The sequence below is a fragment of the Arcticibacter eurypsychrophilus genome (assembly GCF_001730525.1).
GTDB lineage: Bacteria > Bacteroidota > Bacteroidia > Sphingobacteriales > Sphingobacteriaceae > Arcticibacter > Arcticibacter eurypsychrophilus.
Genome location: NZ_MDFN01000002.1, coordinates 84,483 through 105,109 on the forward strand (window position 1 = coordinate 84,483; position 20,627 = coordinate 105,109).

At 39.3% G+C, this 20,627-nt stretch carries 23 protein-coding genes; 12 read left to right on the forward strand and 11 right to left on the reverse strand.

Going from position 1 to position 20,627, the window contains the following annotated elements; all coding sequences use genetic code 11:
* Nucleotides 1-146: 146 nt before the first annotated feature.
* Nucleotides 147-1,559 (reverse strand): ATP-dependent DNA helicase, encoded by a 1,413-nt coding sequence (locus tag BFL47_RS01945; protein ID WP_069658114.1) that lies wholly within the window; start codon nt 1,557-1,559, stop codon nt 147-149.
* A 1-nt stretch (nt 1,560) separates the two neighbouring features.
* On the opposite strand from BFL47_RS01945, the gene BFL47_RS01950 reads away from it, so the two are divergent.
* The 3 genes from BFL47_RS01950 to coaD are packed head-to-tail and all read left to right on the forward strand — an operon-like array spanning nt 1,561 to nt 3,473.
* On the forward strand, nt 1,561-2,451 hold the full coding sequence (locus BFL47_RS01950; RefSeq protein WP_069658115.1) for a DUF3822 family protein: 891 nt from the start codon (nt 1,561-1,563) through the stop codon (nt 2,449-2,451).
* The gene (locus tag BFL47_RS01955; protein ID WP_069658116.1) at nt 2,442-2,987 is read left to right on the forward strand and encodes an RsmD family RNA methyltransferase; all 546 of its coding nucleotides are present in this window, start codon (nt 2,442-2,444) and stop codon (nt 2,985-2,987) included. The genes BFL47_RS01950 and BFL47_RS01955 overlap by 10 nt, the downstream gene beginning before the upstream one ends.
* A 24-nt stretch (nt 2,988-3,011) precedes the next feature.
* Nucleotides 3,012-3,473: a pantetheine-phosphate adenylyltransferase gene (gene coaD / locus BFL47_RS01960; RefSeq protein ID WP_069658117.1), complete on the forward strand. Its 462-nt coding sequence runs from the start codon at nt 3,012-3,014 to the stop codon at nt 3,471-3,473.
* Nucleotides 3,474-3,477: 4 nt separating this feature from the next.
* On the opposite strand, the gene BFL47_RS01965 is transcribed toward coaD, so the two are convergent.
* Nucleotides 3,478-4,074 (reverse strand): NUDIX hydrolase, encoded by a 597-nt coding sequence (locus BFL47_RS01965; RefSeq protein ID WP_069658118.1) that lies wholly within the window; start codon nt 4,072-4,074, stop codon nt 3,478-3,480.
* 614 nt (nt 4,075-4,688) lie between these two features.
* Between BFL47_RS01965 and BFL47_RS01970 the strand changes: the two genes are divergently transcribed.
* Both BFL47_RS01970 and BFL47_RS01975 read left to right on the forward strand, forming a co-directional pair.
* Entirely contained in the window at nt 4,689-4,898 is a 210-nt protein-coding gene (locus tag BFL47_RS01970) for a hypothetical protein (RefSeq protein ID WP_069658119.1), read from the forward strand.
* Nucleotides 4,895-5,179 carry a hypothetical protein gene (locus BFL47_RS01975; RefSeq protein WP_069658120.1) on the forward strand — a complete coding sequence of 95 codons (285 nt, stop codon included), beginning with the start codon at nt 4,895-4,897 and terminating at the stop codon, nt 5,177-5,179. The genes BFL47_RS01970 and BFL47_RS01975 overlap by 4 nt, the downstream gene beginning before the upstream one ends.
* Nucleotides 5,180-5,233: 54 nt before the next feature.
* On the opposite strand, the gene BFL47_RS01980 is transcribed toward BFL47_RS01975, so the two are convergent.
* The gene (locus BFL47_RS01980) at nt 5,234-6,136 is read right to left on the reverse strand and encodes a sialate O-acetylesterase (protein ID WP_170827247.1); all 903 of its coding nucleotides are present in this window, start codon (nt 6,134-6,136) and stop codon (nt 5,234-5,236) included.
* 494 nt (nt 6,137-6,630) lie between these two features.
* Here BFL47_RS01980 and BFL47_RS01985 point away from each other — a divergent pair, with 494 nt between their 5' ends.
* Nucleotides 6,631-7,638 (forward strand): hypothetical protein, encoded by a 1,008-nt coding sequence (locus tag BFL47_RS01985; RefSeq protein WP_069658121.1) that lies wholly within the window; start codon nt 6,631-6,633, stop codon nt 7,636-7,638.
* A gap of 43 nt (nt 7,639-7,681) precedes the next feature.
* Here BFL47_RS01985 and BFL47_RS01990 read toward each other — a convergent pair whose 3' ends face one another.
* Nucleotides 7,682-8,500 carry an AraC family transcriptional regulator gene (locus BFL47_RS01990; RefSeq protein ID WP_069658122.1) on the reverse strand — a complete coding sequence of 273 codons (819 nt, stop codon included), beginning with the start codon at nt 8,498-8,500 and terminating at the stop codon, nt 7,682-7,684.
* A gap of 98 nt (nt 8,501-8,598) precedes the next feature.
* Here BFL47_RS01990 and BFL47_RS01995 point away from each other — a divergent pair, with 98 nt between their 5' ends.
* Complete coding sequence (locus tag BFL47_RS01995; protein WP_069658123.1) at nt 8,599-9,648, forward strand: SDR family oxidoreductase; 1,050 nt, start codon at nt 8,599-8,601, stop codon at nt 9,646-9,648.
* Here the strand turns inward: BFL47_RS01995 and BFL47_RS20435 are convergent.
* From BFL47_RS20435 to BFL47_RS02020, 6 genes are all read right to left on the reverse strand, one after another.
* Nucleotides 9,638-9,706, reverse strand: a complete 69-nt coding sequence (locus tag BFL47_RS20435) for a hypothetical protein (RefSeq protein WP_394332402.1) — start codon at nt 9,704-9,706, stop codon at nt 9,638-9,640. The genes BFL47_RS01995 and BFL47_RS20435 overlap by 11 nt on opposite strands.
* Before the next feature lie 150 nt (nt 9,707-9,856).
* Nucleotides 9,857-10,297, reverse strand: coding sequence for a PH domain-containing protein (locus tag BFL47_RS02000; RefSeq protein ID WP_069658124.1), 441 nt, complete (start codon nt 10,295-10,297; stop codon nt 9,857-9,859).
* Between the two features lie 76 nt (nt 10,298-10,373).
* Nucleotides 10,374-10,739 (reverse strand): DUF3887 domain-containing protein, encoded by a 366-nt coding sequence (locus tag BFL47_RS02005; protein WP_069658125.1) that lies wholly within the window; start codon nt 10,737-10,739, stop codon nt 10,374-10,376.
* Between the two features lie 7 nt (nt 10,740-10,746).
* Nucleotides 10,747-11,304, reverse strand: a complete 558-nt coding sequence (locus tag BFL47_RS02010; RefSeq protein ID WP_069658126.1) for a YIP1 family protein — start codon at nt 11,302-11,304, stop codon at nt 10,747-10,749.
* Complete coding sequence (locus BFL47_RS02015; RefSeq protein WP_069658127.1) at nt 11,301-11,591, reverse strand: DUF2089 family protein; 291 nt, start codon at nt 11,589-11,591, stop codon at nt 11,301-11,303. Before BFL47_RS02015 ends, BFL47_RS02010 begins: the two co-directional genes overlap by 4 nt.
* A 94-nt stretch (nt 11,592-11,685) precedes the next feature.
* Nucleotides 11,686-12,570: a UbiA family prenyltransferase gene (locus tag BFL47_RS02020; protein WP_069658128.1), complete on the reverse strand. Its 885-nt coding sequence runs from the start codon at nt 12,568-12,570 to the stop codon at nt 11,686-11,688.
* A gap of 408 nt (nt 12,571-12,978) precedes the next feature.
* Between BFL47_RS02020 and pyrE the strand changes: the two genes are divergently transcribed.
* From pyrE to clpB, 3 genes are all read left to right on the forward strand, one after another.
* The gene (gene pyrE / locus BFL47_RS02030; RefSeq protein WP_069658130.1) at nt 12,979-13,638 is read left to right on the forward strand and encodes an orotate phosphoribosyltransferase; all 660 of its coding nucleotides are present in this window, start codon (nt 12,979-12,981) and stop codon (nt 13,636-13,638) included.
* Between the two features lie 9 nt (nt 13,639-13,647).
* Nucleotides 13,648-14,046 (forward strand): SRPBCC family protein, encoded by a 399-nt coding sequence (locus BFL47_RS02035; RefSeq protein WP_069658131.1) that lies wholly within the window; start codon nt 13,648-13,650, stop codon nt 14,044-14,046.
* A 220-nt stretch (nt 14,047-14,266) separates the two neighbouring features.
* Nucleotides 14,267-16,891 carry an ATP-dependent chaperone ClpB gene (gene clpB / locus BFL47_RS02040; RefSeq protein WP_069658132.1) on the forward strand — a complete coding sequence of 875 codons (2,625 nt, stop codon included), beginning with the start codon at nt 14,267-14,269 and terminating at the stop codon, nt 16,889-16,891.
* Nucleotides 16,892-16,956: 65 nt separating this feature from the next.
* Here clpB and BFL47_RS02045 read toward each other — a convergent pair whose 3' ends face one another.
* Nucleotides 16,957-17,448, reverse strand: coding sequence for a D-glycero-alpha-D-manno-heptose-1,7-bisphosphate 7-phosphatase (locus BFL47_RS02045; RefSeq protein WP_069658133.1), 492 nt, complete (start codon nt 17,446-17,448; stop codon nt 16,957-16,959).
* Between the two features lie 136 nt (nt 17,449-17,584).
* Between BFL47_RS02045 and BFL47_RS02050 the strand changes: the two genes are divergently transcribed.
* On the forward strand, nt 17,585-19,633 hold the full coding sequence (locus tag BFL47_RS02050; RefSeq protein ID WP_069658134.1) for an OPT family oligopeptide transporter: 2,049 nt from the start codon (nt 17,585-17,587) through the stop codon (nt 19,631-19,633).
* 220 nt (nt 19,634-19,853) lie between these two features.
* The gene (locus BFL47_RS02055) at nt 19,854-20,420 is read left to right on the forward strand and encodes a cupin domain-containing protein (protein WP_069658135.1); all 567 of its coding nucleotides are present in this window, start codon (nt 19,854-19,856) and stop codon (nt 20,418-20,420) included.
* Nucleotides 20,421-20,627 lie beyond the last annotated feature (207 nt).

The window sequence follows — 20,627 nt, forward strand, 5'->3', positions numbered from 1 at the left end:
CATAAATTCAAAAAGATGTGGGCTGCAAATATACATTAACTTAACAGTTTATTAACCTAAAAATCAACACATACCCCAAACCCCAATTTAAAAATAGCAGTAATAGATAAGGATCTTGCATGCTGATAATGACACGCAAATTCATCCTATACAGGAGGGAAAAATTTATCAATAAAATTAACCAAATAGAGCTCTTGAACAGAACGAGTAACAGCCGTATACATCCATCTTAAAAATTCCGTATTCATCATTTCATCAGTCAGGTAGCCCTGATCGACAAAAACAGCATCCCATTGTCCACCCTGAGCTTTATGACACGTGACCGCGTAAGCAAACTTCACATGAAGCGCATTATAGTAAGGATTCTTCTTCAGTTCTTCCATGCGTTTATTTTTATCCCTGATGTCTGCATAATCCTTCATCACCTCTTCAAAGAAGCGTTTACCATCCTCTCTCGATAAACCGGGGCCATCTGCATAAATAGTATCCAGTAAAATCTTGCAGTTAAGCGGTTCCTCATCCGGATAATCAATAAAATCCAGCACCACATCTGCAAAGCGAAAACCATATAGCTCCTGAATATTACGCACCTTCCGAACCTTTGCAATATCGCCGTTCGCAATAAACGCATTGCTGGATTCTTCCTTTTCCAGCCAAAAATAATTATTACGCACTACCATTAAGTAATCACCCCCAGAGAGCTCTTCTTCACGCCCAAGGATCCTATTCCTGATCTGCTGGTTATAATTGTTAGCATTCTTATTCGACCTGCAAATAACGAGTGTATTGTCCATCCCAAACTTACTATAGGCATAATGCAGACCTTCAGAAAGCTTTTCTCCGGACATACGAAAAACATCAGGGTATCCCGAAACCTTAATTGCAGGAAACTCCGCTTTACCCGTCCGCACCAGCTCTCTTAAATTAGTCGCATTGTACAGAATGCCCGACTGTTTCTCCTGCCTCACCACATCCGTCATCTCATAATAGTGAACCTGAAGTCGAAATAACTCATTAAGCAAAGCAGGATTAAGAGCAGGACTAGAATCAGATCCCACAGGAGGAAGCTGAGCAGTATCTCCTACTAGCATCAGCTTGCAGTTTTTTCCCTGATAAACATACGTGATCAGATCTTCCAGCAGACCATTCCTATTGAATCCACCATCTTCATTTGAAATCATCGAGGACTCATCCACTATAAAAACAGTCTCTTCAGCCATATTCTGAGCCAATACAAAGTCCATATCTAAGCTTACGGCATTCTTTTTACGATAAATCTTTTTGTGAATCGTAAAGGCTTTCCTACCCGAATAATGACTGATCACTTTAGCCGCTCTGCCTGTAGGAGCTAACAAAACTGACTTTAACTTTATCATAGGCAGCACCTTAACCAATGAGGCGATCAACGTTGTTTTACCCGTACCCGCATAACCTCGCAGCACAAAACATCCCCTTGTTTCATCAACCGACAAAAAATGCTCCAGCTTCTTGAATACTTCAAGTTGCTGACTAGTAGGACTTAAGCCAAAGTTTTGATTCAAGAGTTCCGTAACCTTCATAATGAAATGTAAAAATGCTAATTCCTTCCAAAAAACATTTAGTTTTGCTGTAATGAACAATGTCGGGACACTTCATCTTAAAGATAAAAACTTTCTGCCTGAAAATGCAGATGTGTGTGAACTGCTCATCAAGCTTAGCCAGCACAAACTGTCCTATGCTATAAGAGATATACAAACGAATCAGCTCTTTGTGATATATGACGCTGTACTTTCAGAAACACCGGAAAACACGCTGGTATCACTGGAAGCGCAGCATGATTATCTGAACCTGAAATACAAACAGGTCAAAATTAGCGCAGAAACATTTAATTTCGTCTTTATACCCACAGAGCTTTATACAGAAATAGCAGCGCCAAGTTATAAAAACTTTGTGCGAACCACAAAAGCATCTCGCACCCTGATCAATAAGACCGTGGATGGAAACATGCATACCATCAGTTCCGTTGATGAAAGTCTGATTGCCCCATTACTAAATAAATATCCTGATGCAGCCGTTTATTCACAGGCCGAAGCACTTATTGAAAGTATCTCCGGTCCCGATAAACAAACAGCAGGACTCCTTGCAATCATCCAATTCAACTCCGGTACGGTTGAAATAGCCCTACTATCCGAAGGACAATTTATATTCTACAACATATTCAAAACCGATACCGTTGATGATTACAACTATTATTTATTGCTAGTCAAGCAACAGTTCAACCTGCAACCCAATACCAATATCTTACTGGCTGGCGAAGTGGAAAAGTATAGTGAATTATACCGAAGAACAGCCAAATATTTTAAGAATATAAAGTTCGCAGACAGCACCCGGATCATGAAATATCCGGAATCATTCAAGCTGCTGCCCGCTCATCAGTTTTACTCTTTACTAAGTATGAGTTTATGCGAATAATCAGTGGAACACTAAAGGGAATACGATTAAATCCTCCTGCAGGTTTACCTGTACGCCCGACCAAAGACATGGCCAAAGAAGCCCTGTTCAATATTCTCCACAATCAATATGATATCGAGGAATTGAAGGTGCTCGACTTATTCAGCGGAACCGGTAGTGTATCTGTAGAATTTGCCTCCAGGGGAGTACAAGACATTGTATCTGTAGATCTAGACAGGGGATGTTATAATTACCTGCGTAGTGTGGCTAAACAATATGAGCTGGACGCGATCAAACCACAAAGAGGGGATGTAATTAAGTTCCTTCAACAAGAAACCGACACCTACGATCTGATATTTGCCGATCCGCCGTATGATTTACCACAGATTCCCATGATTCCGACTCTTGTGTTTGAAAGAAATTTACTTAAACCAGGAGGAGTACTGATTGTTGAACACCATTCCATGAAAAAAATAGATGAGCACCCTAACTTTGTCGAACAAAGAAGATATGGTTATTCATCATTTAGTTTTTTTGAACTGAAAGAAGTAGAATAAAGCAAACCACCAAAATCCTTTGTAATGAAAATAGCCCTGTTTCCAGGTTCATTTGATCCTCTTACTGTAGCTCATGTAGACATTATTAAGCGTTCAGTTTCCTTGTTTGATAAGGTAGTGATCGCGCTGGGCACTAACAGTACCAAAAATGCGATGCTTTCTTCCCAAACACGCATCAGTATTCTGGAAGCCGTATTTGCATCCGAACCCAAAGTGGAGATCACATCCTACGAAGGTCTAACCGTTAACTTCTGTAAGCAAATTGGCGCTCAATATATGATCAGGGGAATCCGTACCGTGTCTGATTTTGAATATGAAAAAGCCATAGCTCAAATGAACCATGAACTAGAACCCGAAATTGAAAGTATCTTCATACTCAGCAATCCCGGTTATTCTTATATGAGTTCCACTATCGTACGCGATATCCTACGCCACAATGGAGACATAAGCAAATTTGTGCCCAAGGAAGCACTCACTTTTTTATAAATAGTTACTTCAGGATCAAGTCAAGCATATCACGAATCAAAGGATACGTGTTCTTTCGCACAAATTCAAAGTCATCCTTTTTCATCCAGCGGGCTTCAGTAATATCCTCTTCCAGCTGCGGAACAAGCTTTTGTTTTTTAGCCTGCATAAAAAACCAGCTTGTCTTTTTAAAGATGATCTGTGTTTTTTCCTCATACACATGCCAGGTAGTACAAAGCTTGTTATTGATACGGGTAACCTTCACACCACACTCTTCTTCCACTTCCCTACCGGCCGCATCCCTTGTTTTCTCGTTCAGATCCAGCTTTCCTTTCGGTAAATCCCACTTTCCTTTACGAAAAATAAAGAGGTACTGATCCGTTTCTGATATGACAATACCTCCCGCAGCTTTGATCATCAGAAAGCTTTTCCTGAGTTTCTTAAAATACTTCTTTGCATCGTCTACCAAGAGAAGATGAACAGACCGCCCATTCTTTCTGGCCTGTTTGTAAAACTCGCGAAAATCAAACGTTTGAATATCAACAGTTTGAAAATCACCAATTCCATTAGGGACAATATCTGAAATGACAAGTGCAGTTTCGTTAATATAAATTCTATACATCAAGCTTCTTTTTTTCGTTTTAAACAATGCCTCAAATACATTTAAACGAGGTTTTATAATTTAGGAGAGGCATTATTAATGCTGTTATCGATCAGAGTTAAGTTGATGAATCGTTATTAACCCAGTCCTAGACCCTTCAAAAATGCACAAATTAAGTTATTAAAAGCTATTTTTTTATTTACTTATTTTAAGCTTATTCAGAAAGCTACTTGATTCCCTATTTAATTGCTCCTTACGTAATAAGTTTAATTTTTCGAGACTTTGACAGGATTAAAAAGCATATCATTAATTTCTTTCTACTCCTGAAATAGAGTCTTTCAGAAAAGGCATTTTTCACCACTTGAAGTTGTTTACGGAGCTACAGAAGGATTCCCAGCGCCAGATCTGGAAGAAGAACCTCAACTGAATTCTCCAGGAGCAGATGATATTGACCCCGATATGTTTAAAGACATTGCAGCCAAGCTTGGTATCAAAATTTAAGTAAAAATGCATAAGGGGAATCGAAGGAATTCCCCTTATTATAGCATCTCATTCTCATTTGTGTTGCCTTACCAGTTTTCTTATTGTGATAATGTATATTCGCTCGTTGATGCCCTGCTTACACGACCTATATAATGACACTAGAAGAGTTTGAAAAGAAGTTTAAGAAAAGCAAAAAATTCGAGAGCTATTATTACTATATACTTTGCCTGGTGTTTATCGGCTTTGCTTTATTTGAGCTTTTTTCCCTTTTGACGAACCCAACGCCAAATCTTACTGGTGTCAAGTATATCGCCTATATAGGTGCTATGCTTATTGGATCAATGACTTATCCGAAGAAATGAATATCCAGGTGCTAAACATGGCCTGTACAGAATTGTTAAAAAAACCTGTCAGGCTTGAGGACAATAGCATCCAATTCAGGTACCGTAAAAGCTGGTGGAGAATGCCATATGATGTACATGTATTTGCTGAACGAAACCTAATAGTTATTAACGTTGAGGCCGTTGATACAGTTGACGGAGGCATTATAGATTTCGGCGCCTCAAAGAGGGCTCAAAATAAGATTTTAAACTTAATAAAAAGCCAGACATTAATAGTGTTCAAACAATTAAAGGGTGAATGAAAACTCGTTCCTTTTTACTTTAATATTTTCAACTTAGTGTATACTAATCTATGCTTAGTTTTGCTTAATTAATAGTACCCTTTGCATGGCTTTTGCATAACGGTGCCCCATAAGGCGTGCTGATGGAGCATCTAAATGAGTATGATCTCCAATGTCTTTCACATCCTTGGCATCTATAAACGTATAATTTTTAATCTGCAGATCCGCAATTGCCTTATTTATTAACCCTGCAGCGTGATTTACACTATCATTCCCTGCCTTATCTTTTTTATAAATCTGATAATCGGGCAACTGCCCGGCTACAAAAGCGAGGTCAGGAATACCTAAATCCAAGCGTAAATTTTCAATAAGTTTTTTTAATCGAATTCCGTATACAGCACTGTTTTGGAAATTACTGTCCGATTCACCCTGATTCCAGATCACTCCTTTTAATACGCCTTGCTTCATCGCTTCACGTGCACGTTTAATTGCATCATCGTATGGAAAAGTCTTTGTCGGTTTATAATGGGCTCCAGATCGCCAGGCGGCTAATGGAGTACCCCCAACAGCAGATGGAATGAGTCCGATAATGTTCGATGTATCTATACTGGCCATATCCTTTCCAAATGTAAAGCCAGGTCCTACCCCAGCCGCAGGCTTATCAAAATGCAAGGGATCTTTTGCTAATTCCCATTCCATCTGCTTATTCAAACAGAGCACATGTTGATCAGGCAAGGTATCAACCGGCTCCACTATCCCCCTACCGGCCATATTAGATTGCCCAATAAGTAAATAGAGTTCGAAATGTTGTCCTGAAGGTGGCTGCGAGACAATTTCTCGTAAAGCCGGTCTTACTATTTGAGCCCCTACATCCAGATTCAACAAGATACAAAACAGGAGTAATAGCTTTTTATATTTTCTTATTAGGGTTTCAAGACCCTTCTTTGCTGGAAACTTATTTAACACTATCTGGATCATACAAAACATATCGTAAATCTATGCGCAAAAAATGAGATACTAACATTAATTAAACAACTATTTCAATCCGCTAATAATGGTTTAAATGATACGAATAAGCATGCAATATGATTCTAATATAAGTCCAATTTGGACTACTTTAAGTCGGACTTATACTGCGTAATTATTAATTTGTTTTTGCTTTGAATTACAGTTATTCTATCTATTAGGCTGCCCTATTTTGATTTATGTTTTTAGTTAAAGAGAACGACCATGCTATTAAAAATAAAAAAAATAACCTCGAATGGATTGCTTTGGAAGATTTAAAGATCAGGCAAATTACCTTTTAGAGAATTCCCCCATTAACCAATAGCTTTTTCGTCTTTGATACAGAACAGATAGACAGTGCACTTTATAGGAAATTCATGCTGTCTTTGGGAAGATTTGAGAAGATTTAGCAGTTTTTTCGCTCTTAAGAATTTTTAGCGATTACTTTATACAAATAATACAGCAATATGGCGACTATAGATAACAAAGGAATGGTACACGGAACCGCAGGTTCGGTAATCTACCGTGAGTACCGGGGAAAGAATATCATCCAGGGCAAGGCAAAGGCATTTAAGCAAACCGAAAAAACGATTAGGAGCGCTACCGAGTTTGGACTTTCAAGTTCTTCGGCAGCAATTATAAGGACTGCATTTGAACCGGCTTACTTTTTTAAAGATGGAACGGCAGCCTACAGAAGTACGCAATTGGTTTATCTGTCGATACTAAATAGTGCGAGTGGGGAGAAGGGGAAGAGGGATCTTCATGATGGTGATCTTTCTTTTGTGAACGGAATGGACTTCAATGCAAATAGTAAACTGCAAGAAGTGCTGCAAATGAGCCACTCTGTAAGTAAAAGCGCAGAAGGAAAGGCAAGTGTTACGCTTGGTTCCTTAAACACTCAAACCAACATCAAAAGGCCGAAGAATGCAAGTGGAGCTTATATGAAACACCGAATCAGGCTCATGCTGGTTGCTTTTAACTTCAGGGAGGAGTATTATGAAAACCTCGGCTTTCAGGATTTAGATCTGGAAGGGTATCAAACTATTAAAGGTCAAGTGATCACTTTTACAGAGAAAGTTCCTGAGGACTGTTTGGCATTGGTAAGCATGTCACTGATGCTATATTCTACGATCAACCAAACGAATGAAGACATCTTGCTAAACAGCAAAGAGTTCAGTCCCTGCGCCATTATCGGCATTTTTCAATCCGAAAAGCCTTCTGACTACCCTATAAAAGAGGTTGATATGAAACCATCCAATTATCCGGACAGGGAAGAAAAAATCAAAGAGATGTTCTACAAAGGTAATCTCCTGATGCTTAAGATTGATAATATGATCAACAAACGGGCCATTTTAACGGGTATGATGACCGCTGAAAACCGCCTTATAACATCTTCACAAAAGCCAATAACGGATAAACCGATAAAAGGACGGGTATCATTTAAGAAAAAACAGACGTTTGGCAGAAATGAATAGACCGAATTTTCAGAAGGCCGCTTAGCTTCCATCAAATAGCAACCTAATGTTCAATAGTTGTGTTTTCTTCAGTACTTACCTGTTTTAAGATCCTGCTGACATGGCTTTCGTCCGTCAAGCCAAACTCTGCTGCAATCTGTTTCAGACCATAGTTGCCACTCTTCATGCGTGCTGTTATCAAACTATTTCGATAGTCGCGCATGTAGTCACGAAGCGTTATTCCGGTATTCCTTTTAAAATAAGGTCCAATGTAATCGGCCGTCGTATTGAAATGTTCAGCCAACACCATTGCTCTAAGCATTTCAGGTTGATAAATATACTTATGCAGATAACAAAAGAGCGCCTGAATGTCCTTTTTATGGCTCATCGAAATTTTAAGCTCCGGCATGTTTCTTTGCAGAATGGTTGCGATCGAAAGCATTTGGAGCCAGATCAGATTTTCGTTTTGAAGCTTATCCCCTTTCAAAGAAATAATAACGTTAACTATTTGAGCTACAGTTTCACGTTCAGGCTCAGTCAGGCTAAAGCCTGATAAATGTGTCTCTCTGCTTTTTATCAAATATTCCAAATGACGCACACTCCCATAAGCACTTGTATTTTCCTGATATAGATATGAGTCTGTAAACTTGATATAGATAAAGCGGGTGGACGAGTGGATGTCAAAGTAATGTTCTTCTTCCGGGCCTAATAAAAAGACATCCCCCTCGCGGTAGGGTATCGCTAACTCATTGATGTAGTGGTTACCTGTCCCTTTTTTAATAAAAATGAGTTCATAGTGATTGTGTTTATGCACAGGATGCTCCCATTTTTCGCTCTCGAAATCCGAAATGACTAATGGTTTCAACTGACGGTAGCGTTCCATAATGGAAATATACAAAATACTGACAGAGTTTTACAAATGAATCCGACAATATAAGCATCAACTTTGTACATCAATTAAGACAAACAATACACAGTATCATGAAAAAACTAGCATTAGTGGTTGGCGCAAACGGGGTAATTGGCACGAACCTGATTAACTATTTATTGGAACTCGGCGACTGGGATATTCTTGGTCTTTCCAGGCGTGGAGGTTCAGATAGCGGCAAACTCCGGTATATTGCGGTTGACCTCCTCGACCCCGAAAGTTGCCGCCAGCAGCTCAGCAACCTGACTGATGTAAACTACATCTTTTATACTGCTTTCCAAGACCGCCCGACATGGGCCGAACTAGTGCCACCAAACCTGGCCATGCTGGTAAATGTAGTAGATGCGGTTGAACCTATTGCCCATGATCTCCGTCATATCAGTCTGATGCAGGGCTACAAAGTTTATGGTGCACATCTTGGTCCTTTTAAAACTCCTGCTAAAGAGAGTGATGCGGGACATATGCCTCCTGAATTTAATGTGGATCAGCAAGAATTCTTAGAAAAGAACCAGCAGGGTAAAAACTGGACCTGGTCAGCTATCCGGCCATCTGTTGTCGGAGGTACAGCATTGGGTAATCCGATGAACCTGGTTTTAGCTATCGCCGTTTATGCTTCTATATCGAAAGAACTAGGTCTACCACTCCGATTTCCAGGAAAACCAGGTGCCTACAAGAAGCTCATGGAAATGACAGACGCAGGTTTACTTGCGAAAGCAACCGTCTGGGCCGCGACGAACGAGCAGTGTGCCAACCAGGCATTCAACATTACCAATGGTGACCTTTTCCGTTGGGAAGAGTTGTGGCCCAAAATTGCAGCCTATTTTAAATTGGAAGTGGCAGCGCCATTGCACATGTCACTGCAAACTGTGATGCAGGACAAGGAACCTTTGTGGGACAAAATTCAGAAGAAGCACGAGCTTGCCAACGCTGCTTATAATGATGTATCAGCCTGGGCTTTCGGTGATGCTGTATTTTCGTGGGATTATGATTTTTTTGGCGATGGGACGAAAGCCAGGCGCTTAGGCTTTCATGAATTCATAGACACCGAACAGATGTTTTATCAATTATTTGATGAGTTAAGGGTTAAAAAGGTTATTCCTTAAGCGGCACCTCATGGTAAACTCTTCTGTTGAATAATTCCTCCTCCTCCAATTCTCTCAAAGTCTTGGTAATAGGTCATGTCACCTGCCTTGGCCCGGATTAAGGTTATAGTTAAAAAAGATAACGGTTATGTATGGGTTCCTATGGCTTTTTCAACTTCTCAATCATATGGGTCATGAATACCTAATTAAATCTGGTTGAAAAATCTCTTTATTGTATAAATTGATGAGCTATTGTTTTGTACAAGCGAACCGTTTCATCTCGATTACTATAGTTAATAAAAACAAAGTTACCTGTCCTCATTCTTATTTTAATGATGGGACTGCTATTTGTTGTTACAAACAATAGCGCATTGCCCATATCGGTAACATGAAAGTATCCCTTATTCACAGATCCAAACGAATATCCGTTGCTTTTGAATCCTATATGTGGCATTGATTGAATGGAGTCAATACTTTCTATACTTGTGAAAGGAATTTCTATTCCATACATGCCATGAATATTTATGCTTTTGTTTTTTATTTCTATTGTCGCATCCTGGTTGGAATAAAAGATAAAGACCGCAATAACCGTTAGAACCGTTAGTAACAGGTACCAATGATTCTTGTTCTTTAGGTCAAATTGATTTTGTTTAAAACCGACTAATTTCATGGCTTTGATAAATTTCGAATACCTTTTTAAAGGTTATTTAATCTCTTTATTTTACTGAGTTGATTCAGGAAGTAGTTTAGGGTGTAACAGCATTCACATAAAAACCGGCTACTTTGTTTTTCTGGTTGAAATGTAAATACAATACGGGGCCTGATTTTCCAAACGGACAGATATAGGTTGTAATCCCCTTGTCTGCACTAGTAAATTCACTGATCAGCAATTTTCCTAATTGATTTTTTAACTGGGTTATTAGTGTGGGAACGTTACTTGCAGGCAAGCTCTTCTTTACTTCGTCTGAGCAAAGTGAATAAAGACTATCTGCCTGATCAGCATTGTAATAGCTAACAAATTTTGCTGCTAAATTCTTAGTAGTCTGAGTTTCTTGCGAATAACCGTTTATCAGAATAAAAAAGAGGCAAGTGGTTAGTAAAATAGGTTTCATAAGGCAATTATTTGAAGAAGAAGAATGATTGGATCAAATGATTTAAGCTAACAGATAGTATTTCGGCAAGTATGAGTGCTATGATAAATCCAATAATGGCTTTGGTTCCTTTAACATTTACGGATATTATAAACCCGTTAAACAGTAAGGCGATCATCCATATTACCGGAAGAAGCACAATGATACCGACAGCGATAACTGCATTACTGATATGCCCTGGCTGTATATTATGAAGCAAGGGAATAAAGCCTATAATTGCTACCAGTAGCATGGGCGCACGTGATAAAGCTACGGTTCCTGCAATATCAATAAACCGGAATTTTGATTTAGAAAGAATTAACCCTGCAATAAAAAAGATGAGCACTACACATCCCCAGGCTATTAATTGTTCGAGAGCGAACATAGATAAAGGTGCTTGTAACCCAATATGCGCATCAATTGCACCGTCAAAGTGAGTACTGCTATAAAATGATGCAACAAGTGTAATGGCCATGAAAATAAAACCAATAACTAGCGCTTTCAGGCCAGCTATATAGGTAAAGGGATTGAATAGTCCTATTTTCATAGTTTTGATTTTTCGTTTTCCTGAAGTTTTACAATGATATCGTCTAATAGGTTTCTTACGGTTGGATAGCTTAAGCCAAGTTGCTGAGCCATTAGTTTGAGGCTACCACTGCTTTTCACAAAGTCTAAAATGAACTTCTGCTCATCTGGAGCTAAGCGTGCTAATATCGGAAGAGGAAACTTCCCTGAAACTGTAGTTTCGCAGGTACTACATCCTAAACTAGTTACCTGTAAAGGGGCAGAGCAACTTGGACATAAATCAGGCAATTTTCTTTCAATGTTTAACATTATTAAATAATTAATAAACAATATTAAACATTATATTAATTAAATTAAAAATATTTATTTATTTATTTATTTATTTGATTAATTGTTGAAGAACTCACCGCATCCATACTAACATTCCAAAATAGATCACCATACATATCGAACTGATAAAGACCATTCGCATTGCGTTTTTAAAACTGGCGTAAATTGTATTTTGAACGGTTTTGTAAAACCACCAGGTGAAAAAGATGAAGATTGGCGCAATGCAGATTAAAAAGAGATAGAAATTAGTTAAAGAGCCGCTGGATTTCCAATAAAAGAAAGTTAGGATGAGACCAGCAATAAACAATCCTCCGGAAAAGAGGAATGAGCCTTTATAGCCCAAAAGTAAGCTCAATGTATGGTCTCCCCGCTTACGGTCTTCCTCATGCTGATAAATCTGGGTAAGCGGATAAGATGCCCCGATCAGGCAGGAACAGATAGCTCCTGCAATGATCTGATGGCCCAGCGAGCCGGTAAAAGGATCAATATCTACAAGTGCGAAATAGGTGCTCCAATAAAAAAATATTCCCTGAAAAAAGAAAACCACTAAAAAACTTATAAACGGATACTTCTTTAACCGAATAGAGGGATGGCTGTACATTTTTGAAATCATTCCATAAATAAGAACAGCAATTGCAAACCACCAGCTGATAAAAAATGACAATACAAAGGCTGCGATCTCGAGCAGTAAAGAAAAATAATAAAGGCTGAGATCTACTTCTGGTGGCTTTTCTAACAGTGCTATGCTCTTCTCATCCTTGTCAAAATAGCTATTATACCCATTGCTTGCAGGGAAAGCAAGAAAGTGCCAAATAAAAAATATAAGAAACGCTTGACTCATGTTTACAACTGGAGTCTGACTTAAAGCAAATAAAAATACTGGAAACAAAAAAAAGGAGAACACCAAACGAAGATGTGCAAGGGCCGAAAGGCTTGGTATAAATTGTTTTGTATCCATATGATAATTGGTACGCTAAAATAATAATTAACAAATGATTATGCACTAGCTAGATCTTTATTAAAATTGAAAAATCACTACTATAATTACGCATAGATTTCGTATTTATACGATCACTGGAGAGTAGTATCACGTTAATATCGCTATTATTTTCAATCCATCCCTTTATATTTATGAAACCCATGATTTTAAAAATAAATACGTCTTTGTTTGTTCAATTTCGATTTGCTTTCATACTTTTGACACCTAAGTATATGGTGGTGGATTTAAATAATAAACCAAAAAGAAAGGCTAAAGAAAGTAATTCTGATAATTCCTTATTTAAATCGTTTTTTCATATGAAAGTTTCTGTGAACCCATCAGAAATAACAACAAACCCCTTTAATTTAAATTCTATACCTTTATACCATGATCAACAAAAGTGAGATTGAGCAGAAAGTTGCTGAATTTTTGTTACAAATAAAAGCTATTAAATTACAACCTACCAAACCCTTTACATGGGCGTCAGGGTTAAAATCGCCTATATATTGTGACAATCGCATCACGCTTTCATATCCGTCCATTAGAACTTATATCAGACAGAACCTGGCTGCATTAATTCAGGAAGAATACGGATCTGTAGGTGTAGTTTGTGGTGTTGCAACCGCAGGGATTCCTCAGGGTGTATTAGTTGCCCAGGAATTAGGATTACCTTTTGCCTATGTACGATCAGCTGCTAAGGAACACGGAACCGGAAGTTTAATAGAAGGTGAAATACATGAAGGACAACGTGTAGTTGTCGTGGAAGATCTGATTTCTACAGGTAAAAGCAGTTTACATGCAGTGGAAGCGTTACGCGCTGCGGGATGTGATGTGGCTGGCATGGTTGCCATCTTTAGTTACGGTTTAACTGAAGCAACAGAAAACTTTAAAAACGCTAAATGTAAATTCTCTACTTTATCTAATTATAATGCGCTGATTGAATATGCATCTGAACATACCTATATCAGCAAGGAAGATGTTGAACTTTTAAGAAAGTGGAAGACCAATCCAAATGATTGGAGTGGCTCTATTTCTGAATCATTGTAAAAGACGAAAATGACAGTTTTTGAAAGTAAAACAAGCATCAACAAACCTGTAGCGGATGTTTTTGCTTTTCTTAAAGATTTCAATAATCATCAGCAACTGATGCCTGATTCTATTTCCGAATGGGTATCTACGACGAATGATGCTAGTTTTGCAATCAAAAACATGTCCCGGCTTTCGTTGAAGATCTCTAACCGGATTCCCAATATTAGTGTCATCATTATTCCGGCTAGTGAAGTTCCCTTCAATTTAGAAATGCGCTGGGTAGTAACCAGCCTTGACAAGGATAGTACTGAAGCTATACTTACTGTATCTGCTGAGTTGAATATGATGATGAAAATGATGGCAAGTGGCCCATTAAAAAAGCTTACTGATTTTCAGGTAACTGAGCTCAAAAAGGTATTGATTTAATTACATTCCTACTCTTCTTAATTTTAACGAGCTAACCAATTCATTATAAGGATCTCCTATTCTTATTAAGCCAAATAAGCATATACCATCCCTTTAACTTGTTAAAAAATAGACTTTTAGTCATTTCAATTTAAATTTAACAGACAATATTTCATATTGGACGTAACTATTTCACATTGGCAGCTGTTTTGTCCTTAATGAATACAAAACAACAACAATAATGAATTTTAACAACTATACAATTAAAGCCCAGGAAGCCGTGCAAAAAGCTTCTGAAATAGCTACTGGAAATCAGCAGCAGGCGATTGAAAATGCGCACCTGTTAAAGGGTTTGCTCTTAGTTGATGAAAACGTTGTTAATTTCCTGCTGAAGAAACTCAACGTGAATGTCAACCGTCTGAATACTGTACTGGACGCGGAAATACAAAGTTATCCTAAAGTCACTGGAAGTAATGTTTACCTTTCTGCGGACACCAACAACACTTTACAAAAGGCACAAGGTTATCTTAAAGAGTTCAAAGATGAATTTATATCTGTTGAACATATTCTGTTAGGACTTTTAGCTAACTCCGGTAAGGTGAGTTCTATGCTGAAAGATGCCGGCGTTACGGAAAAAGATCTTAAAAAAGCGATTGTCGACTTAAGGGGCAACAATAAAGTAACTGACCAAAATGCGGAAGCAACTTTTAATGCGCTGAATAAATATGCGCGTAATTTGAATGAATATGCCGAATCGGGTAAACTGGATCCAGTTATAGGTCGTGATGACGAGATCAGAAGGGTAATTCAGATTCTTTCTCGTCGTACTAAAAACAACCCCATTCTAATTGGGGAACCCGGTGTGGGTAAAACTGCTATTGCTGAAGGAATTGCCTTCCGGATTATAAAAGGTGATGCGCCAGAAAGTTTGAAATCTAAAACTGTTTATTCCCTGGATATGGGGTCCCTGGTAGCAGGAGCAAAATATAAAGGGGAGTTTGAAGAACGACTTAAAGCCGTGATTAAGGAAGTAACCCAAAGTGACGGAGAGATCATCTTATTTATTGATGAGATCCATACCCTGGTAGGTGCCGGAGGTGGAGAGGGTGCCATGGATGCAGCAAATATTTTGAAACCGGCATTGGCTCGTGGGGAACTTCGTGCAATTGGAGCAACTACCCTAAACGAGTACCAGAAATATATTGAAAAGGATAAAGCGCTGGAACGCCGTTTCCAAAAGGTGATGGTGGATGAACCGGATACCGCGGATGCTATATCTATTTTAAGGGGATTGAAGGAGCGTTATGAATCGCATCATAAGGTGCGGATCAGAGATGAGGCTATTATTGCGGCTGTTGAACTTTCACAACGGTATATCTCGGATCGTTTTCTACCGGATAAGGCCATTGACCTGATGGATGAAGCGGCTTCTAAATTGCGACTGGAAATGGATTCTGTGCCGGAAGCTGTGGATGAGATTGAACGCCGGATTATGCAGCTGGAGATTGAACGGGAAGCGATTAAAAGGGAGAATGATACCAAGAAGGTGCAGGAACTGAGTGAAGAGATTGCAAACCTTTCTGCTGAACGCGATTCGTTAAGAGCTAGCTGGCAGGGCGAAAAAGACCTGGTTGATGGAGCCAACAACCTGGTAGAGCAGATTGAAAATTATAAGCTCGAAGCGGAACAGGCAGAACGTGCTGGTGATTATGGCCGTGTTGCGGAGATCCGTTATGGAAAGATTAAAGAAGCTCAGGATAAAATTGAAGTGTTAAAGGCTGAGCTTGCTGAGAAACAGGTGGATAGCAGGATGCTGAAAGAGGAAGTTACGGCTGATGATATCGCGGGTGTGGTATCGCGCTGGACTGGCATCCCGATTACTAAAATGGTGCAAAGCGAGCGGGTTAAACTGCTTCATCTGGAAGAGGAACTGCATAAGCGGGTGGCTGGACAGGATGAAGCGATAGAGGCTATTTCGGATGCGATACGTCGTTCCCGTGCGGGTTTACAGGATAAAAACAGGCCTATTGGATCCTTTATTTTCCTTGGAACTACGGGTGTGGGTAAAACTGAACTGGCTAAGGCTTTAGCTGAGTACCTGTTTAATGATGAATCATCCATGGTCAGAATCGATATGAGTGAGTACCAGGAACGTCATGCGGTTTCCCGTATGATTGGGGCGCCTCCGGGATATGTGGGCTATGAGGAAGGGGGACAGCTTACTGAGGCAGTGAGAAGGAAGCCTTACAGTGTGGTTTTGCTGGATGAGATTGAAAAAGCCCATCCGGATGTGTTTAACATCTTGTTGCAAGTGTTGGACGATGGTCGTTTAACGGATAATAAAGGCCGGGTGGTAAATTTCAAAAACACGATTATCATCATGACTTCCAATATCGGTTCGCACTTGATCCAGGAAAACTTTAGCTTGCTGATTGATAGTAACCGGGATGAGATTGTGGCAAAAACGAAAAACCAATTGTTTGAATTGCTGAAACAGACTATTCGTCCTGAGTTTTTAAATAGGATTGATGAGTTGATCATGTTTACTCCGCTAAACCGGAAGGAACTGAGAGATATTGTTACCCTGCAATTTAGACATGTACAGGATACCCTGGCTGAGATGGGGGTTACGATAGAGGCTTCTGATGAAGCGCTGGATTGGCTTTCACAATTGGGATATGATCCTCAGTTTGGAGCACGTCCGTTGAAAAGGGTAATTCAAAAACGAATTTTAAATGAGCTTTCAAAGGATATCCTATCGGGTAAAATTGATAAAGACAGTCACATTTTACTGGATGTATTTGATCAGAAATTTGTGTTCCTAAACAAAGAGCTTTTAGAAAAGAACGAACCGGCGCAAGTATAATTAAACATGTTTAGAGTTTTAGAGTAAAACAAGCTGTCTCTTTGTAGGAGACGGCTTGTTTTGTTTTAAGCGATCAGGTGAAGTACCTCCCCGATTGGTTGATTGGAATCAATGAGTATTCCGGTAAGACCTGCTCCTTCTCCTGCTTCGATATCGCGTTCGCGATCGCCAATGAAATAGGATTTGGAGGCGTCAATATTAAAACGTGCTACTCCTTTTTCAAGCATGAGTGAGTTGGGTTTGCGACAAAGACATCTGCCGTTATAATCCGGGTGATGCCGGCAATAATAGACTTCACTGATATGAATTCCATGTTTCGTGTAGGCGGCTCGTAAAGCGTCATGCATTTCAGCTAACGTTTCTTCAGTATACCATCCTTTAGCAGTTCCGCCCTGATTCGTAATGATAATCAAAAGATATCCACGATCTTGCAGTGCTTTCAGGGGTTCAAAGTTATGTTCCAAAATATGAAAGTCTTCCATCTTGCATACGTAATCTCCCATTTCCTGATTTAAAACACCATCGCGGTCCAGAAAAACAGCCTTATTTTTTTCCATTGGGCAAAACTACAATTCCTTTTTATCTGATTTGGGTCCTGGAATCAAATTATCACGATTAAAAGAAGTTTTTTTCTCTTTTTTGCGATTAATCATAATACTTTTGTGGCAAAGTCATTTCAGTAATATATAAACCATGTCAGAGATTAAACCAGAGAAAGAGTTCAAGCCTTATATTGCTGCCGGCGAGCGGGTGGCGGAATTTACAGTCAAGTCTATCCTTCTGGGTGCCATATTTGGTGTCATCTTCGGAGCGGCAACTGTATATCTGGCGCTGAAAGCAGGACTTACGGTGTCTGCTTCTATTCCAATTGCTGTTCTTGCCATTTCGATAGGAAGGAAGTTTTTTAAGACGACCATACTGGAAAATAATATTATTCAGACTACCGGTTCTGCGGGTGAGTCTATTGCCGCAGGGGTTGTGTTTACCCTTCCTGGATTTCTATTTCTATCTGCAGGCAGTAACGGAGAGGGTTTCTTTTCGTACTGGCCTATTTTTATCCTGGCTGCTTTAGGTGGAATTCTGGGAACATTGATGATGATCCCACTGCGCAAATCATTGATTGTAGATGAACATGGTACTTTGCCTTACCCGGAAGGAACGGCTTGTGCTTCGGTATTGATTGCCGGAGAAAAGGGTGGCGATTTTGCTAAGACCGCTTACCAGGGATTGGGATTTGCTTTTGCTTATGCGATTTTGCAGAAGGTGTTTCACGTGATTGCAGAGAGTCCGGCATGGGTTACGGAACAAAGTAACCGTTATTTCCCTTCCGCTACGGTGAATGGGGAAATCACCCCGGAATATATGGGGGTTGGTTATATCATAGGTCCAAAAATTGCTGGCGTACTGGTTGCGGGTGGTGTTTTGGCATGGTTGGGTTTAATTCCCTTGCTGGCTACATTGGTTCCCCAGGAAACTACAGCACTTCAGCTGATTAAATTGGGTTACTTAAAAGATCTGGCCACTCCTGGTGGTGCGGGGTCATGGGATCCGATTACGAAGACGTTCGCTGATTATGCAGGGGCGCTTTACCGGGCTTACATCCGACAGATTGGTGCTGGTGCGGTTGCAGCCGGAGGGTTTATTACCTTGATAAAAACGATTCCAACCATTATATCTTCTTTTAAATCGAGTTTGGGTTCGATTAAAGCCGGCGGAGATGTGGCCGTTGTTAAAAGAACCGAAGATGATCTTTCTTTTAAAGTTGTCATATTTGGAAGTTTGGCATTAGTTGCCCTGATGATGATTTTACCTCAGGTGCCTGGTGATACCTTCTTTAATAAATTTATTATCGGTGTCCTGGTTATCGTCTTTGGTTTTTTCTTTGTTACGGTTTCCAGCAGGATTGTTGGTTTGATCGGTTCGAGTTCAAATCCTATCTCAGGGATGACCATTGCTACGTTGATGGCCACTTGTCTGGTTTTTATCAGTGTAGGCTGGACAGGCAAGTTATTTGAACCTATGGCCTTGGTAGTGGGTAGTATGATCTGCATTGCTGCTGCAAATGCAGGAGGTACATCTCAGGATTTAAAAACGGGTTATATTGTGGGTGCTACTCCGCGTTATCAGCAGCTTGCGCTGTTTATTGGGGCGATTGTATCTGCAGTAGTAATTGGACTTACCTTATCTATTTTGGATCGTCCAACTGCAGCCATGCAGGCTCAGGGAATTATGCATGCGATTGGTACAGATGCATATCCTGCACCTCAGGGAACTTTAATGGCCACTTTGATTAAGGGATTATTGTCCTTTAATCTGGATTGGCAATTTGTATTGGTTGGTGTTTTTCTGTCGATTACCATGGAGCTTTGTGGAGTAAAATCACTTTCTTTCGCTGTTGGTGCCTATTTACCTTTATCGACTACGTTGCCAATTTTTGCAGGTGGTGCGATTAAAGGAATCGTGGATATGAAGAACAAGAAGAAGGGCGTTGTTGAAGATGATGAGCTTGGAAAAGGAAGTTTATTTTCAACTGGATTAGTTGCTGGAGGAGCGTTAATGGGCGTTATATATGCCTTCTTTATGGCTTTTGAAACTACTTCCGTACCTGTTGGTAAACTGAACATTGAGCCTTCTTTGGTAGGAAGCCTGGGTGAAGGGGGTTATCAGCTGATGGGATTTATCTTCTTTGTGATTATGGGTATTGCATTGTACCGCATTGGTATTTCAAAAAATAAAGAATAATTAAATTAAAATTGTATTGAAACAAGCCCGGGTGTTGAATCACTTGGACTTGTTTTTTATAGGCTCTTTTGTTAGCTTCAATAGTTTGTATTGTTTTTTTCGTATGATCAATTTTGGACATTAAAATAAAATTGTTAATTTTTGAATAATAATAAATCTCCTTCACAAGAGGCGATGATCATCGTATGAAATTTATATAGCACTCTTTAAATTCGACCATATGAAGAGAAACAAATTTATTGCTTCAATTTTAGCATTCGCATCTGTACCGTTCCTTTCTTATTCGCAAACACAAAATACTTTTCAAAGAAAAGATAAGGGATTTAAAGTTAATTCCGGAGAGGGAAGGATACATGGTCATATCAAGTTGAAAGGGGTGAACTCCAATGTATTGGATGTGAAAATATCCGGCAATGATACAAATGGAGATTTGGCCATATTTGAACAGACTTCGCTTTCTCCAAGCAGAGGAACGCCTTTACATATTCATCCTTTGCAGGACGAAATATTTTACGTTATGGACGGTTCTTATCATTTTAAGGTTGGGGAAGAATTGTTCGATTTAACTATTGGCGACAGTATATTTTTACCTCGGAAAGTTTCTCATGCATGGACACAAGTATCTGAAAAAGGAAAATTGATAGTAACATTTCAGCCTGCAGGAAAAATGGAAAACTTTTTCCTAACGATGTCCACTCTTGATCATGATCCAAGTATTGAAGAGGTTGCAAAAATATTTGCGACTAATGAAATGCTGGTAGTTGGACCGCCATTAAAAATTGATTAGTAGATTTTCATAATAGAGTCTTCTACTTTTGTAAAAAGTCGAGTAAATTGAAGATGCGGAGTGAATATTTGATTGATATTAGCTTCAAAATTTAGGTTTTGAGGTTTCTTATTTGAATACGTTCAATCGTTTTTGAAGAAGTTTTTTCTGATCTTTAACATGAAGCAAACCTGCAATTTTTCCCTGCTCGGTGTTCATTTCAATAGT

What these genes read in the sequence shown, in the direction of transcription:
- BFL47_RS02005 (WP_069658125.1), bottom strand. Translation starts at nt 10,739, where the DNA reads ATGAAACCTATTTTACTAACCACTTGCCTCTTTTTTATTCTGATAAAC.
- BFL47_RS01965 (WP_069658118.1), bottom strand. Translation starts at nt 4,074, where the DNA reads ATGTATAGAATTTATATTAACGAAACTGCACTTGTCATTTCAGATATT.
- coaD (WP_069658117.1), top strand. Translation starts at nt 3,012, where the DNA reads ATGAAAATAGCCCTGTTTCCAGGTTCATTTGATCCTCTTACTGTAGCT.
- BFL47_RS02010 (WP_069658126.1), bottom strand. Translation starts at nt 11,304, where the DNA reads ATGAAAATAGGACTATTCAATCCCTTTACCTATATAGCTGGCCTGAAA.
- BFL47_RS01985 (WP_069658121.1), top strand. Translation starts at nt 6,631, where the DNA reads ATGGCGACTATAGATAACAAAGGAATGGTACACGGAACCGCAGGTTCG.
- pyrE (WP_069658130.1), top strand. Translation starts at nt 12,979, where the DNA reads ATGATCAACAAAAGTGAGATTGAGCAGAAAGTTGCTGAATTTTTGTTA.
- clpB (WP_069658132.1), top strand. Translation starts at nt 14,267, where the DNA reads ATGAATTTTAACAACTATACAATTAAAGCCCAGGAAGCCGTGCAAAAA.
- BFL47_RS01975 (WP_069658120.1), top strand. Translation starts at nt 4,895, where the DNA reads ATGAATATCCAGGTGCTAAACATGGCCTGTACAGAATTGTTAAAAAAA.
- BFL47_RS01945 (WP_069658114.1), bottom strand. Translation starts at nt 1,559, where the DNA reads ATGAAGGTTACGGAACTCTTGAATCAAAACTTTGGCTTAAGTCCTACT.
- BFL47_RS01950 (WP_069658115.1), top strand. Translation starts at nt 1,561, where the DNA reads ATGAAATGTAAAAATGCTAATTCCTTCCAAAAAACATTTAGTTTTGCT.
- BFL47_RS01980 (WP_170827247.1), bottom strand. Translation starts at nt 6,136, where the DNA reads ATGATCCAGATAGTGTTAAATAAGTTTCCAGCAAAGAAGGGTCTTGAA.
- BFL47_RS02050 (WP_069658134.1), top strand. Translation starts at nt 17,585, where the DNA reads ATGTCAGAGATTAAACCAGAGAAAGAGTTCAAGCCTTATATTGCTGCC.
- BFL47_RS02000 (WP_069658124.1), bottom strand. Translation starts at nt 10,297, where the DNA reads ATGAAATTAGTCGGTTTTAAACAAAATCAATTTGACCTAAAGAACAAG.
- BFL47_RS01955 (WP_069658116.1), top strand. Translation starts at nt 2,442, where the DNA reads ATGCGAATAATCAGTGGAACACTAAAGGGAATACGATTAAATCCTCCT.
- BFL47_RS02045 (WP_069658133.1), bottom strand. Translation starts at nt 17,448, where the DNA reads ATGGAAAAAAATAAGGCTGTTTTTCTGGACCGCGATGGTGTTTTAAAT.
- BFL47_RS01990 (WP_069658122.1), bottom strand. Translation starts at nt 8,500, where the DNA reads ATGGAACGCTACCGTCAGTTGAAACCATTAGTCATTTCGGATTTCGAG.
- BFL47_RS02035 (WP_069658131.1), top strand. Translation starts at nt 13,648, where the DNA reads ATGACAGTTTTTGAAAGTAAAACAAGCATCAACAAACCTGTAGCGGAT.
- BFL47_RS01970 (WP_069658119.1), top strand. Translation starts at nt 4,689, where the DNA reads ATGACACTAGAAGAGTTTGAAAAGAAGTTTAAGAAAAGCAAAAAATTC.
- BFL47_RS02015 (WP_069658127.1), bottom strand. Translation starts at nt 11,591, where the DNA reads ATGTTAAACATTGAAAGAAAATTGCCTGATTTATGTCCAAGTTGCTCT.
- BFL47_RS02055 (WP_069658135.1), top strand. Translation starts at nt 19,854, where the DNA reads ATGAAGAGAAACAAATTTATTGCTTCAATTTTAGCATTCGCATCTGTA.
- BFL47_RS01995 (WP_069658123.1), top strand. Translation starts at nt 8,599, where the DNA reads ATGAAAAAACTAGCATTAGTGGTTGGCGCAAACGGGGTAATTGGCACG.
- BFL47_RS02020 (WP_069658128.1), bottom strand. Translation starts at nt 12,570, where the DNA reads ATGGATACAAAACAATTTATACCAAGCCTTTCGGCCCTTGCACATCTT.